The 13,851-nt window shown below is 59.9% G+C and carries 13 protein-coding genes and 1 pseudogene; 13 read left to right on the forward strand and 1 reads right to left on the reverse strand.

The window, feature by feature from the left end; genetic code table 11:
- Positions 1–138: 138 nt before the first annotated feature.
- Entirely contained in the window at positions 139–924 is a 786-nt protein-coding gene (gene rsmA, locus OO730_RS01430) for a 16S rRNA (adenine(1518)-N(6)/adenine(1519)-N(6))-dimethyltransferase RsmA (protein WP_264982798.1), read from the reverse strand.
- A 114-nt stretch (positions 925–1,038) separates the two neighbouring features.
- Between rsmA and OO730_RS01435 the strand changes: the two genes are divergently transcribed.
- The 13 genes and pseudogenes from OO730_RS01435 (at position 1,039) to OO730_RS16320 (ending at position 13,827) form a co-directional block, all read left to right on the forward strand.
- The gene (locus tag OO730_RS01435; RefSeq protein ID WP_264982799.1) at positions 1,039–1,560 is read left to right on the forward strand and encodes an adenine phosphoribosyltransferase; all 522 of its coding nucleotides are present in this window, start codon (positions 1,039–1,041) and stop codon (positions 1,558–1,560) included.
- Between the two features lie 12 nt (positions 1,561–1,572).
- Positions 1,573–2,322 carry an S-methyl-5'-thioadenosine phosphorylase gene (mtnP, locus tag OO730_RS01440; RefSeq protein ID WP_264982800.1) on the forward strand — a complete coding sequence of 250 codons (750 nt, stop codon included), beginning with the start codon at positions 1,573–1,575 and terminating at the stop codon, positions 2,320–2,322.
- A 6-nt stretch (positions 2,323–2,328) separates the two neighbouring features.
- Positions 2,329–3,675 (forward strand): amidohydrolase, encoded by a 1,347-nt coding sequence (locus OO730_RS01445; RefSeq protein WP_264982801.1) that lies wholly within the window; start codon positions 2,329–2,331, stop codon positions 3,673–3,675.
- 119 nt (positions 3,676–3,794) lie between these two features.
- The gene (locus tag OO730_RS01450) at positions 3,795–4,082 is read left to right on the forward strand and encodes a PxxKW family cysteine-rich protein (protein WP_264982802.1); all 288 of its coding nucleotides are present in this window, start codon (positions 3,795–3,797) and stop codon (positions 4,080–4,082) included.
- Between the two features lie 103 nt (positions 4,083–4,185).
- Entirely contained in the window at positions 4,186–5,409 is a 1,224-nt protein-coding gene (locus tag OO730_RS01455) for a M20 family metallo-hydrolase (protein WP_264982803.1), read from the forward strand.
- 13 nt (positions 5,410–5,422) lie between these two features.
- Positions 5,423–7,306, forward strand: coding sequence for a tRNA uridine-5-carboxymethylaminomethyl(34) synthesis enzyme MnmG (gene mnmG / locus OO730_RS01460; RefSeq protein WP_264982804.1), 1,884 nt, complete (start codon positions 5,423–5,425; stop codon positions 7,304–7,306).
- A 129-nt stretch (positions 7,307–7,435) separates the two neighbouring features.
- Positions 7,436–8,257, forward strand: coding sequence for a hemolysin family protein (locus OO730_RS01465; RefSeq protein ID WP_264982805.1), 822 nt, complete (start codon positions 7,436–7,438; stop codon positions 8,255–8,257).
- Between the two features lie 3 nt (positions 8,258–8,260).
- Entirely contained in the window at positions 8,261–9,778 is a 1,518-nt protein-coding gene (gene lnt / locus OO730_RS01470) for an apolipoprotein N-acyltransferase (RefSeq protein WP_264982806.1), read from the forward strand.
- Positions 9,778–10,894, forward strand: a protein-coding gene (gene prfB, locus OO730_RS01475; RefSeq protein ID WP_264982807.1) for a peptide chain release factor 2 whose coding sequence is annotated in 2 segments (ribosomal slippage) — positions 9,778–9,852 and positions 9,854–10,894 — 1,116 coding nt in all. Because the reading frame shifts where the segments join, the coding sequence is not laid out codon by codon here. The genes lnt and prfB overlap by 1 nt, the downstream gene beginning before the upstream one ends.
- Positions 10,875–11,729 carry a GGDEF domain-containing protein gene (locus OO730_RS01480; RefSeq protein WP_264982808.1) on the forward strand — a complete coding sequence of 285 codons (855 nt, stop codon included), beginning with the start codon at positions 10,875–10,877 and terminating at the stop codon, positions 11,727–11,729. Before prfB ends, OO730_RS01480 begins: the two co-directional genes overlap by 20 nt.
- Before the next feature lie 12 nt (positions 11,730–11,741).
- A complete protein-coding gene (locus tag OO730_RS01485) occupies positions 11,742–12,551 on the forward strand; it encodes a MinD/ParA family protein (RefSeq protein WP_264982809.1) in 810 nt (269 codons plus the stop codon).
- A 135-nt stretch (positions 12,552–12,686) separates the two neighbouring features.
- Positions 12,687–12,965: pseudogene (locus tag OO730_RS01490) on the forward strand (HU family DNA-binding protein); the annotation flags it as partial.
- Between the two features lies 1 nt (position 12,966).
- On the forward strand, positions 12,967–13,827 hold the full coding sequence (locus OO730_RS16320; RefSeq protein ID WP_420705218.1) for a UshA-like (seleno)protein family 2: 861 nt from the start codon (positions 12,967–12,969) through the stop codon (positions 13,825–13,827).
- Positions 13,828–13,851 lie beyond the last annotated feature (24 nt).

The raw sequence follows: 13,851 nt of genomic DNA on the forward strand, positions 1-13,851 counted from the left end.
CCAAGGACCCAAAAAAATGGAAAAAAACTGCGCCAGACGTAGCTTCCGGGGCTTTTTCCCATTTCGGAATCAACATCAAAAACACTCTTTTCGAAAACAAGTCAATAGGGGGATAGCCAATTGTTGTGAAAAAACGCACTAAATCCTTTTCGACAGGGAGCGGAACTGCTCCGCCGTCAGATTTTCAGGCCTGGATCCCGGGTTGACGCCATTTTCATCAAACCACGCCCCGACCTCCGGGGTCCACCGCTTTTTTAATATAGTTGATATCTGTTTTCGGCGCTGCTGGAAAAGGAGTTTGATCAATTGCGACAGGGCGTCCGGATCGTCAGGACGGTCCTCTCGGGGCAGGGGATCGAATCGAACCACTGCGGAATCGACCTTGGGCTGGGGCCGGAAGACCGTGGGCGGAACCTTGAAAAGATAGGTGGTGCGACAGAAATTCTTCACCCAGGCAGTGAGCCCGCCGAACGCCTTGGTAGACGGTTCCGCCGTCAACCTGAGCGCCACCTCATGCTGGACCATGAACACGACCCGCTCGAGGGTCTCCACCCGGCTGACGATATCCCAGATGAGCTTGGAACCCACATTATACGGCAGGTTCCCTATGATCTTGCAGGGACCGGTCTCATTAAGGGATGCCCAGGGAAACTTGGTGGCGTCGGCCCGCACGACTTCGAGATCGGGCCAGCGACCGGCCAAATGGTCCGCCAGTGAGTCATCCTTCTCAATGGCAACGAGCTTACGTGCGCCGACTTCGGCCAGGTGCTCGGTGAGCGCCCCCTGCCCCGGGCCGATCTCGATGATGTAATCATCCGTCCCGGGCGCAAGAGAATCCACGATCTTGCGGCAGATGTTCGGATCCCGAAGAAAATTTTGCCCGAGGCTCTTCTTGGCCCTGTGTCCTGTGGCGCGATCAGCCATGTTCGTTCTCCATGGTGGTCTGGATAGCGAATGGCCTGCGGTCTGGCAACAACATTGACACCATATCCGCTCAAACCGTATGACTCTCCGGTATTCATATTTTCAGGAGGCACCATGAATTTACGCCATTACGTCAGAGACATCCCGGATTATCCCAAAAAGGGCATTACCTTTTTCGACATAACCCCCATCCTCAAGTCGCCCGAGGCTTTCCAGTACTGCATCGACCGCTTCGCGGATCTTTACGGGGAAAGCGGCGCGACCAAGATCGTGGCCGCAGATGCACGCGGCTTCATCTTCGGAGCCCCCCTGGCCCTGAAACTGGGCATCGGCTTCGTCCCCATCCGCAAACCCGGCAAGCTGCCCTACAAGAACCGTTGCGTCACCTATGACCTCGAATACGGCACGGACACCCTGTGCATGCACGTGGACGCCATCAATGCGGACGACAAGGTGCTGATCATCGACGACCTCATGGCCACCGGCGGCACCGCCGAGGGCATGATCAAGCTGATCCGGGAAGTGGGAGCCGAAATCGTGGCCGCAGGCTTCGTGGTGCAGTTGACCTACCTTGACGGCGACGAGGTCATGAAGGCCAACGACGTCAGGTGCGACTATCTCCTTGAAATCGATTAGGAAGGATCAGGCATGAGTAAGATCGGCATAATCGGCGGCAGCGGCCTGGACAACCCCGACCTGTTGCTGAATTCCAGCGACGTGACGGTGGAGACCCTCTACGGCCCGCCTTCAGCTCCGCTCAAGCAAGGGACCATCGAAGGACGCGAGGTGGTGCTCATCGCCCGCCACGGGCGCGAACACACCATTCCGCCCACGTTCGTCAATTACCGCGCCAATATCCAGGCGCTCAAGGACGCAGGCTGCTCCAGCATCCTGGCCACCACCGCCTGCGGTTCCCTGCGCAAGGAGATCGACCGCGGCCACCTGGTCATCCTGGATCAGTTCATCGACTTCACCCGCCGCCGCCCGGTTTCCTTCCATGAGGAATTCGAGCCCCACGGCGCAGTGCACACACCCATGGCCGACCCCTTTGACGAAAAACTGCGAGGACTGTTCAACGCTGCCTGCGACACGCTCGGCCTGGCCCACCACAAGTCCGGCACCGTGATCACCATCGAGGGCTCCCGCTTCTCAACCCGTGCGGAATCCAACATGTTCCGCATGTGGGGCGCGGACGTCATCAACATGTCCGTGGCCCCGGAATGCATCCTGGCCAACGAGGCGGGAATCCCCTATGCCGCCGTGGCCATGTCCACCGACTACGACTGCTGGAAGACCGACGAGGCGCCTGTGACCTGGGAGGAGATTCTTGAAGTCTTCCAGGGCAACGTGGAAAAGGTGACCTCCCTGCTCGTCGAAGTCATCAAGAATATGGATTAACCGCTCATGAGCGATACCGCCGCCATGTCCGTCCCCCGCCCCTGCGACCTGCTCGTGCGGGCGGATGCGGCCGTAACCCAGGACCGTGACCGTCGGGTCCTTACCGACGCGGCAGTGGCCGTGAAGGACGGCCTCGTCCTGGAAGTGGGCGGCCAGGCCGAGTTGGAAGCCGGCTATGAACCGGAGCAGCGTCTCGACCTGTCGGGCAAACTGCTCCTGCCGGGACTCGTCAACGGTCACACCCACCTGCCCATGACGCTGCTCCGCGGCTATGCCGACGACCTGCCGCTCATGGATTGGCTGGAAAAACATATCTGGCCTGTGGAATTCCAACTCACGGACGATCTGCTCGACACCGGCGCCAGGTTGGGGTGCGCCGAACTGATCCGTACAGGATGCACCGCGTTTCTCAACGGCTACTTCCACGAGCATGTCACCGGACAGGCGGTCATCGACTGCGGAATGCGGGGGGTGCTGGGCGAGGGGTTCTTCGGCTTCCCTTCCCCGCTCTTTCCCACTGCCGAGGATTGCTGGAACACCATACGAAATCTCGAAACGCGTTTTGAGAACCACCCGAGACTGCGTACGGCGGTCACACCCCATGCGGCCTTCACGGTTCCGCCGGAGGAATTGGCCGCGAGCTTCGCGCTGGCCGAGGAGCTCGACATCCCATGGCAGATCCACCTGGCCGAATCTCCCACCGAGACAGCCGTCTGCCTCGACAAGTACGGCAAGCGGCCCGTGGCCCTGCTCCAGGAGCACGGTCTCCTGACCGAACGGACCACTCTGCATCACTGCGTGGACGTGACGGACGAGGAAATCGCGCTCATGGCCGAAACAGGCGTCAACGTCGTCCACAACCCTGCGTCCAACTTCAAGCTTGCCTCCGGCATGTCACCGGTACAGAAGATGCTTGAGGCGGGCGTGACGGTGGGACTGGGTACGGACGGCGCATCAAGCAACAATCAACTCAACATGTTCCGGGAGATGGGACTGGCGGCCCTCATGGGCAAGGTCAGGGCCGAAGACGCTTCGGCCGTGAACGCCCAGGCCGCCCTGGACATGGCCACCCTGGGGTCCGCCAAATGCCTCGGATGGCCGGAACTGGGCCGCATCGAAAAAGGGTGTCCGGCGGATATGATCGCCCTTGATCTCGGCTTCCCCAACCTGATGCCCGTTTTCAATCATGTCTCCCATGCGGTGTACGCGGCGACGGGCATGGAAGTGTGCATGACCATGGTCGCCGGAGAAGTGCTCTATCTTTATGGAGAGTTCAGGACAATGGACGTGATATCCTTGAAAACAAAGGCTCGAGAGGCCGCAAAGTGGGTTTGTAACGCGGCAGAAAAATAAAAAAATAGTCGCAAAAACCTTGACAACACCTACCCTGGGTGCATATCGAATTCTGCTCTTGCATTGATATGAAATTTTCCGTGGCAGCCGCCACATGATTTTTAGGAGGAAGGCACGACATGGCCAAGAAGAAAACTATCGTTTCCCTGGAAGGCGCCGTCAAGACCGATGCCGGTCTGAGCTACAAGGGCGTCGTCCTGGAACCCGTTGTCGAAAAGTGTGAAGGTTGCGAACGCATCGTTCCCTTCGAAGATGAGAAGTATTGCCCGACCTACGCCCAGCCCGAACGCAAGTGGGCCCACGGCGTCTGCAACTTTGCCACCCACGTCCGCGCCGAAGTGGACAAGACCGGCAAGGTCAAGGTCAACCCGCTCAAGGCTTCCAAGCGCGCAGCACGCGGCCGCTAGGATATCGCACGCCAAAAAGGCGGGGGCTTCTGTCCCCGCCTTTTTTTTGTTTTTACAAACACTTTTTTGGTCTAACGTATCGGAAACACTTCGGAGGCACCCCATGGACCAACTCTTCGCTCTTCTCGACCGGCATTCCGATAAAGTCGTCGAATTGCAAAGGAATCTTACGGCCATCCCCGCTCTCGGCCCCAAGAACGGCGGCGACGGCGAAAAGGAAAAGGCGGAATATCTGCTCGGCTACCTCAAATCCATGGGCATCGAAGACGTCCGCGAATTTCAGGCCCCGGACAGCGAGGTCTCGTGCGGCTACCGCCCCAACCTGCTGGCCCTGATCCCCGGCAGGGACACGAGCAAGACCCTGTGGGTCATCTCCCACATCGACGTGGTGCCTCCGGGAGACCTGACGCTCTGGAAATCCGATCCCTATGACATGGTCCGCGACGGCGACACCCTTATCGGACGCGGCGTCGAGGACAACCAGCAGGGCATCGTCTCCTCGCTCCTGGTCGCGCACGCCCTTCTGGACGGAAAGATCACGCCCGAGATCAACTACGGCATGCTCTTCGTGGCCGACGAGGAAACCGGCTCCACCTTCGGGTTGGACTACCTGGTGCGCGAGCACGAGAACCTGTTCAAAAAGGAAGACTTCTTCCTGATTCCCGATTCCGGAGAACCCACCTCCGAGCAGGTGGAAGTGGCCGAAAAGTCCATGTTCTGGCTCAAGATCATCATCGAGGGCAAGCAGTGCCATGCGTCCACCCCGAGCCAGGGTGTGAACACCCTGGTGCCGTGCGCCGAATTCATCCTGCGCATCAAGGAACTCGAATCGCTCTACCCGGCGGAGAATCTCCTGTACGACCCGCCCCGCTCCACCTTTCAGCCGACCATGAAGGAAGCCAACGTCACCAACGTGAACACCATCCCGGGCCGGGACGTGTTCTACGTGGATTCCCGCGTCATGCCCGAATACGACCTGTCCGAGGTGCTGGGGACCATCAAGGGGTTCGGCTCTGAGATCGAGAAGAAGTACGGCGTGACCATTTCCTATGACACGACCATGTATGAGCAGGCTGCTCCGGCCACTCCGGCGGACAGCGAAATCGCTCTGAAGACCATGCGCTCCATCAAGAAGGTGTACGGCAACAATCCCCGCACCGTTGGCGTTGGCGGCGGCACCGTGGCCGCGTTCCTGCGCCGCCGGGGATATGAGGCCGTGGTCTGGGCCACGCTCAACCACAACGCCCACCAACCCAACGAATGGGCATCCATCAAGAACACCATCGGCGACGCCAAGGTCATCGCCGACATGCTCTTGACCGTATAGCAGCGAGAGGAACATGCAGCGCAAAGCCCCGTTCCCGGGAACATTCGACCTGATCGTGGTCGGTGCGGGCCATGCCGGTTGCGAAGCCGCCATGGCCGCCTCCCGGCTGGGGCTCAAGACACTGCTGTTGACCATCAACGCCGACCGCATCGGCCACCTGTCATGCAATCCGGCCATCGGCGGCCTGGCCAAGGGCCACATGGTCAAGGAGATCGATGCCCTTGGCGGCATGATGGGACTGTGGGCCGATGCCGCAGGCATCCAGTTCCGCATCCTGAATACCCGCAAGGGCCCGGCGGTCCGCTCCAGCCGCGCACAGATAGACCGCGCCGAGTACATGCGCGTGGTCCAGCGCTCCATCTTTTCCCAGGACAACCTGTGGGTCTTTCAGGACACCGGGGCCGCCGTCCTGACCAAGGACGGACAGGCGTGCGGGGTGCGCACCGAACTGGGCGAAATCCTTCCGTCCAAAGCCGTGTTGCTGACCACCGGCACCTTCCTGCGCGGCCTCATGCACATCGGCCTGGAAAGTTTCACCGGCGGGCGCATGGGCGACCCCCCGTCCAATCAACTCTCCGACAACCTGCGGGAACTCGGCTTCACCCTCGGTCGCCTCAAGACCGGCACAACGCCGAGGCTGCTCAAGGATTCCATCGATTTCGACGCCATGCAGGTCCAGCCCGGCGACGACCCGCCCATGCCGTTCAGTTTCCGCAACACCACGGTGCCCATGCCGCAGGTGCCCTGTTACCTGACCTACACCAATGAGAAGGCCCACGAGGCCATCCGGTCCGGATTTGACCGCTCTCCCATGTTCACAGGCATCATCGAGGGCACCGGAGCGCGCTACTGCCCGTCCATCGAGGACAAGGTGGCCCGGTTCCCGGAAAAGGACCGGCATCAGATTTTCGTGGAGCCGGAGGGACTGCACAGCGCCGAGATGTATCCCAGCGGAATCCCCACCAGCCTGCCCTTCGATGTGCAGAAAAAGATGGTGGCGGCCATCGTGGGCTTGGAAAATGCCCAGATCGTCCGGCCCGGCTATGCCATCGAGTACGACTACGCGCCGCCCACACAGCTCAAGCCCACCCTGGAGACAAAGGCCGTGCCCGGCCTGTACTTCGCGGGTCAGATCAACGGCACGTCGGGTTACGAGGAGGCAGCGGCCCAGGGACTTTGGGCCGCCCTGAACGCAGTCGCCAAGCTGCGCGGCAGGGACCCGTTCCTGCTCTCCCGCGATCAGGCGTACATGGCCGTGCTGGTGGACGACCTGGTGACCAAGGGGACGGAAGAGCCCTACCGCATGTTCACCTCCCGTGCCGAACACCGCCTGCTGTTGCGCGAGGGCAACGCCGACGAACGGCTGACTCCCATCGGTCGCGACATCGGGCTGGTGGACGACGACCACTGGGCCCTGTTCTCATCCAAGCGGGAAATGATGCGGGAGACCCTCGAAGCCATGCACGCCATCCGCATCCGTCCGGACGCCTCGACCCGGGAGACCCTGTCGGAAATCGGCGCGGCCGTGCCCGGCAAGGCCGTGGAACTGGCCGCCCTGCTGCGCCAGCCGCAGATGACGATCGAACAGCTGGCCGTTTTTCATCCTCCCCTTGCCGACACCCCGGAGAACGTACTCCGCGAGGTGGAGACGCAGGTCCGCTACGAGGGCTACCTGGTCAAGCAGGAGGAATTGGTGTCCAAGTTCCGGTCCATGGAGGACGTGGTCCTGCCCGAGGACATGAACTACGCAGCCGTGTCCGGCCTGACCCGCGAGGTGGTGGAGAAACTGACCAGGGTACAGCCCATGACACTGGGTCAGGCGGGCCGCATATCCGGGATCACCCCGGCCGCCCTGTCCTGCCTGGAAATCCATTTGAAAAAGCATGGACAGCTGTAACGAAATCCTTTCCCTCACTGTATTGACAGCCCCCCGGACACCGACTAGATTGTAAATCAAGGAAAAACGGATGTATCGTCACCGTTTCATCTCCATTCAATCCATCGAACCCTTTCAAGGAGTCTGATCTTGGACGAAGGATCTGACAGTCGATTTCTTTCAGTTTTCAAAAAATTTTTTGGTGCCAACGACCAGCACATTGAGGAACACATCCTCGAAGCCCGCGCGGACGGCGAGATCGACCGCAACGAGGTTTCGATGCTTCTCAACGTCTTGGAATTGGACGAAAAAATGGTGAAGGAGATCATGGTCCCCAGAACGGACATGGTCTGCGCAGAATCCGGCAGCCCGGTCAGGGCGGTGGCCGACACCATCGTGAGCAAGGGGGCGCACTCCCGCATCCCCATCTTTGAAGGCACCAAGGATCACATCATCGGCGTGGTGCATGCCAAGGACCTGCTGGAGTCCTTCCTGCACGGACGCACCGAAGATTCCGTGAACGACCTCATGCGTCTGCCGTTTTTCGTCAACGAAGAGGAACGGCTGGACGAAATCCTTGCCGCGTTGAAAAGGGAAAAGCTCCACATGGCCATCGTCCGGGATGAATACGGCGGGACCGCAGGCATCGTGACCATGGAGGATGTGCTGGAAGAAATCGTGGGCGAAATCGCCGACGAATACGACCAGGGCCGTCCCGAGGACATCAGGGAGCTGCCCAACGACATCTACATCGTGTCCGGGCGCGTTCCTTTGGACGAAGTCAGCGAACGGTGCGACATTACCCTTGAAAGCGAGGACGTGGACTCCATCGGCGGTTTCGTGGCCGCCATGGCCGGACGCATTCCGGGCCAGGGCGAATTCTACACTTTCGACAATCGCCGATTCACCGTTCTCAAGGCCGACGAACGTCAGATCTGGTCCATTCGGATCGAGCCCCTGGAGACGGTCTAGCCCGTGCTGGCCCTGGTCTGCATAGCGACGGTCGGCGCCTGGATCGGATTCTCCAATCCCCTGTTTCACTTTCCTCTCGCAGCGCTGGCCTTTCCCCTGGGCCTGGCCTGGATAGGCCTGCGCGCCACATCCGGCAGGAACGCCTTCAAATACGGCTGGCTGGGCGGCACGCTGGCAGCCGCAGGCTGCTATTACTGGATGGTCATCCCGGTCCAGATATACGGGGGGTTGCCCTGGTACATCGCCCTGCCCTGCCCGGTCCTGCTGGCCGCATTCATGAGCCTTTACTACGGCTTTTTCTCACTTGGCATGTACCACGCAGGACAACGGGTCACCGGCGTCATGCTCTGCCTGCTGGCCGGGCTCTCCTGGACCGCTCTTGAAATGCTGTCCAGTTTCGTGCTCTCCGGTTTCCCGTGGATCAACCTGTCCGCAGCCTTTGCACGGTGGCCCTTCGCCATCCAGGGCGCGTCCGTGCTGGGAGCCTACGGCCTGTCCGGCGTCCTGGCCTGCCTGGCCGTGGCCGGATTGCTGTACTCCACCTATCGCAGCGCCCTGTGGCTGGCCGTCGGGCTGGCCGTGACGCTGACGGTGTTCGGCGTATACCGGACCGCCACCTTCGACGTGGGGGAAAGGGACTACACCGTGTCCCTGATTCAGGGCAACGTGGATCAGGGCGTCAAGTGGAACCCCGATTCCCAGGCGGAGACGGTCAAGAAATACGCGAGCTTGAGCCTCAAGGCCATCCGGGCCGAATCCCCGGACCTGATCATCTGGCCGGAAACGGCCATGCCCTTTTTCGTCCAGGACCAGACGCCGCTGCGCCGGGGCATGGAAATCCTGGCCCGCGACACGCAGACCAACATCATCACCGGCTCTCCGGCCTACAAGATCATCGATCCCGAAACCCGTGCCTACATCCTGTACAACCGGGCGTGGCTCATGGACACCGACGGAAATATCGGACAGCACTACGACAAGGAACATCTCGTCCCCTTCGGCGAATACATGCCGTTCGAGGAATGGGTGCCGTTCAAGAAGCTGGTCCAAGGCGTAGGCAACTTCCGGCCCGGCGTGGACAACAAGCCGATTCAATCCGGCGACGTTGCCCTCGGCATGCTCATTTGCTATGAAGCCATCTTTCCGGAACTTGCCCAGCAGCAAGTGGCCCGGGGCGCCGACATCCTGGTGAACATCAGCAATGACGCCTGGTTCGGCAACACGTCAGCTCCCGCCCAGCACCTCGACCTGGCCGTCATGCGAGCCGTTGAACAGGGCCGCTGGCTGGCCCGGGGCACCAACACGGGCATCTCTGCCTTCATTGACCCCGTGGGCCGGATCGCGGCCAGGGGAACACAGTTCCAGGCGGAAAGCCTGAGCATGAAAATCGCCCCGCTCAAAGGCGTGACCGTCTACCATCAGGTCCGGGACCGGCTCGACGCATTCGTGTTCATCATGACCGTTGCCATATACGCCTGGCTGGCATATAACGCCTTGAAGAAGAAAGGAAATACTCCATAATGCTTGAATATCCCGAACTCAAAGCCGCTTCGGCGGAACTCCTCAAACAATTTCAGACCCTCTGGGGGCGTCTTTGACTACGCCGAAACCCGGCACCGCCTTGGTGAAATAGAAAAAGACCTCTCCAAGCCGGGTGCGTGGGACAAGCCTGACGCCCTGACCCCGATCCTCAAGGAAAAAAGCCAGCTCACCACCAAGCTCGACATGTACGAGGGATTGTCCGAAGCCAAGGACGATCTCGACGCGTGGCTGGAGCTGGCGCAGGAAGCCCCGGACGAGGAGTCCCTGTCCGCGCTCTCGGCCCAGGTGGACCTGCTCAGGGACCGGCTGGCAAGCACCGAGCTGGCCACCATGTTCGCCTTCGAACACGACAAATCCAACGCCATCCTGGAAATCCATCCCGGAGCGGGCGGCGTTGAGTCCCAGGACTGGGCGGAAATGCTCCTGCGCATGTACAACCGCTACGCCGAGCGCAAGGGGTTCAAGGTCACCCAGCTCGATTATCAGGCGGGCGACGAGGCGGGCGTCAAGTCCGTCACCCTGCAGATCGAAGGATTGTTCGCCTACGGCCTGCTCAAGGGCGAATCGGGCGTGCACCGGCTCATCCGCATCTCTCCCTTCGACTCCTCGGGCAGGCGACACACGTCGTTTGCCTCGGTGGACGTCTACCCGGACATGGACGACGACATCGAGATCGAGGTCAAGGACGAGGACCTGCGCATCGACACCTTCCGGTCCAGCGGTCCGGGCGGCCAGTCGGTGAACAAGACCAGCTCTGCCGTGCGCATCACGCACATTCCCTCGGGGATAGTGGCCCAGTGCCAGAACGAAAAATCCCAACACAGGAACAAGGCCACGGCCCTGCGCCTGGTCAAGGCCCGCCTCTACGAGCAGGAGCTGAAGAAGCTTGAGGAAAGCCGCAGGCAGGACTACCAGGCCAAGGAGGCCATAGCCTGGGGCAGTCAGATCCGGACCTATACTCTGCAACCGTATCGTCTGGTCAAGGACCACCGCTCCAACAGCGAAAACGGCAACGTTGACGCTTTCCTGGACGGCGATCTGGACGGGATGATCAGAAACCACCTACTCTGGATACATGCCCAAGGACAAAAATAGCACTTTCCCCGAGAACGAGCTGGCCTCGGAGCTCTCCGTGCTCCAACAGGAGCTCAGTGAATTCTCCAAAGGGAATAAGGATGTGGACCCCGCCGATGCGGTCTGGGTTTTCCGACTCTTCCAGGGTGTGACCCCGGAAGAGTTCGAGACCCTGTCGGCCCGGCACGATTTCAAGCAGTGGCTGACGCTGCCCATCAACGGAGACGCGTTTCCGCATCTCAAGCAGCTTCAGGAGACTCTGGAAAAGCTCGCCTACCAGACGGATCACGACGCCCTGACGGGGCTGGCCAACCGCAGGGCCTTCGATCGCATCCTGGACATCGAGATCGAACGCTCCAAGCGCACCAGGACCCCGCTTTCCCTGGCCATTCTGGATCTGGACAACTTCAAATACGTCAACGACACCTTTGGTCATCCCAAGGGCGACGAAGTGCTGATCCGTTTCGCCAAGCAGTTGCAGGCGTCCACCCGCCGTTACGATCTGGCCGCCCGGTTCGGCGGCGAGGAGTTCGCCCTGATCATGGCCGGTTCCGGCGTGGTCAAGGCCCAGCGCCTCCTGGACCGGCTGCTCGGCGAGTTCCGGGCCATGGAATTCGGCACCCCGGAAGGCGGCGAGATGTTTTCCGTCACCTGCTCCGCAGGCCTGACCTGCTACAAGGGCGGCGCTCCCATGACGGGTGAGGCATTGGTCAAGCTGGCGGATGACGCCCTTTACGAGGCCAAGGCTGCGGGCAAGGATCAGGTCAAGGTGTCCAAACTGTCATTCGTGGACAATGTCCCCAACGACACTTTGGTCCAGGCAAACGAGAAGCAATTCCTGTTCGGCGGGAAATAACGGAGTCGTGTCATGAATAAGAATAAAACGCTTTCACTCTCCATCCTGAGCGGCAAGGGCGGCGTGGGCAAGACCAACATCATCCTCAATCTCGGTTACGCCCTGCACATGGCCGAGAAGCGGGCCCTGCTCATGGACTGCGATCTCGGCCTGGCCAACCTCGACGTGCTGCTCGGCATTTCGCCCGACCGGAATCTCTCCGACCTGATGCAATCCGGCGTGACCGCCGAAGAAGTACTGGTGTCCATCGAGGATGGATTCGACATGCTCCCGGCCACAAGCGGCGTGCCTGAACTCGTCGAGATGGACGAAGACCTGCAGGACATCCTGTTCAGCAAGCTGATCACCATTGCGGGCGAATACGATTATCTCATGCTCGATCTCGGCGCCGGCATCTCCCCCACGGTTCTTTCCCTGGCCTCCCTGACCCAGCTTCGACTCGTCGTCGTCACCCCGGAGCCGACCTCCCTGACCGACAGCTACGCCATGATCAAGGTCCTGGCCACACAGTACGGCATCAAGGATTTCCTGGTGCTGGTCAACCAGGCGACCAGCGCTTCCGAGGCCAACCAGACCTTTGACAGGCTGGATGCGGCCTGCCGTAATTTCCTCGGTATCGAACTGCGAAACCTCGGATTCATCCACCAGGACCCGACGGTTGTCGAGTCCGTACGACGCCAGACGCCGCTCATGAAATTCGCCCCTGAAGCACCAGCCGGCAAGGATATCCGGTCCCTGGCAGGCAGGATCATGCGCTATCGAGAAGACAACCTCGCCCGCATCGCCGAACGTCCCATCCTGAGGGATTTCCCGGATGCCTGATAAAAAACAAATAAGGGGTTGACGAAAAGAGTTATTTTTCGGCATAGTTAGTGAGAATTTCGGAAATGATTTCTTTTAAGTTTTCTCGCAGGGAGCTTTTTCCTTTCTGCGGGCAATGTATCATTTCAGGGGGAAACCATGAATAAGAGCGAATTGATCAAGGCTCTGTCTGAACAGAAAAAAATGCACGTGGACGAAGCCACCAAAGTGGTTGGAGCCTTCGTCGATTCCGTCAAGGAAGCCCTTCTCCGTGGCGACCGTGTCGAAATCAGAGGTTTTGGCAGCTTCAAGATCAAGGACTATGAAGGGTATACCGGACGCAATCCGAAGACCGGTTCCGTCGTCCAGGTCAAACCCAAGAAGCTTCCTTTCTTCCGTCCCGGTAAAGAGCTGAAGGAATACATCAACCAGTAGGATGCGACGGTTTGCGTACTGCCTGATTCTGGCGGTCGTCATTTTCGTCTGTGGTCCAGCCCGGGCGGAGCAAGCTGTCCTGAGTATCCTTTACTCGGCAAATACGTATGGCACGGTGCGGCCATGCCCTTCTTGAGGCGGTAAAACCCTCGGGGGCCTGGCCCGGCGGGCCACGTATTTTTTTGACGTCCACAAGACATCGGTTCCACGGCTCCTGGTTTCCGGCGCATGGGAATACATGCGCCCGGGCAGCCGGCCGGCTTCTTCACAAGTCCTGACCTCCATTTCAAAGGTCATGGACCTCATGCGCTATGACGTGGGCTTTCTCTCCGACGAGGAAGGCGACGCTCTGGGCCGGATGGGCGTAACTGCGCCTTCCTGGCAGCAGACGGCCTCTAGGGAGCCGTTTTCAGTGATCACCACGACGGGGGGAGACAGGATCGGGTTTCTGCGCTTCCCTTCCCTGCCTCCCGGAAACGCCGAGCCGCAAAAAGCGTTGCTGGAACGACTCGCCCACGACATCAGGAAGTACCGAACGGAAGTTCGTCTGCTGATAGGTCTTTCCGATTGGGGCTGGTTGGCCGAACAGGAGTACCTGTCGGGGAATTCCGGGGACGTGCCGGACCTGCTTCTTGGCAGCGGCAGAGGGTCTGGCGTGAACGGGCGGATACAGGCCGACGGACGCTGCCTCTGGGTCAGGGCCTATGACAAAGGCAGAAGTATAGCGGAAATTACGATTCTCGAATGGCCCGATCGGGAAAATTCATTTGCATGGAATCCGTCGAGGAACTATAAAACCTCATCAATCGGTATGAATGACCAGATAAGGGATTACCCGGCCGTTAGCGATATTCTTGAATGATACCGCCCGGTCGATAAGATAATT

This window comes from Pseudodesulfovibrio portus (assembly GCF_026000375.1).
GTDB classification, from domain to species: Bacteria; Desulfobacterota; Desulfovibrionia; order Desulfovibrionales; family Desulfovibrionaceae; genus Pseudodesulfovibrio; species Pseudodesulfovibrio portus.

Bases quoted from the DNA above. Each gene is read 5' to 3' on its own strand.
- OO730_RS01435 (WP_264982799.1), top strand. From the start codon at position 1,039: ATGAATTTACGCCATTACGTCAGAGACATCCCGGATTATCCCAAAAAG.
- rsmA (WP_264982798.1), bottom strand. From the start codon at position 924: ATGGCTGATCGCGCCACAGGACACAGGGCCAAGAAGAGCCTCGGGCAA.
- OO730_RS01485 (WP_264982809.1), top strand. From the start codon at position 11,742: ATGAATAAGAATAAAACGCTTTCACTCTCCATCCTGAGCGGCAAGGGC.
- OO730_RS01455 (WP_264982803.1), top strand. From the start codon at position 4,186: ATGGACCAACTCTTCGCTCTTCTCGACCGGCATTCCGATAAAGTCGTC.
- OO730_RS01480 (WP_264982808.1), top strand. From the start codon at position 10,875: ATGCCCAAGGACAAAAATAGCACTTTCCCCGAGAACGAGCTGGCCTCG.
- mnmG (WP_264982804.1), top strand. From the start codon at position 5,423: ATGCAGCGCAAAGCCCCGTTCCCGGGAACATTCGACCTGATCGTGGTC.
- OO730_RS01450 (WP_264982802.1), top strand. From the start codon at position 3,795: ATGGCCAAGAAGAAAACTATCGTTTCCCTGGAAGGCGCCGTCAAGACC.
- mtnP (WP_264982800.1), top strand. From the start codon at position 1,573: ATGAGTAAGATCGGCATAATCGGCGGCAGCGGCCTGGACAACCCCGAC.
- OO730_RS01445 (WP_264982801.1), top strand. From the start codon at position 2,329: ATGAGCGATACCGCCGCCATGTCCGTCCCCCGCCCCTGCGACCTGCTC.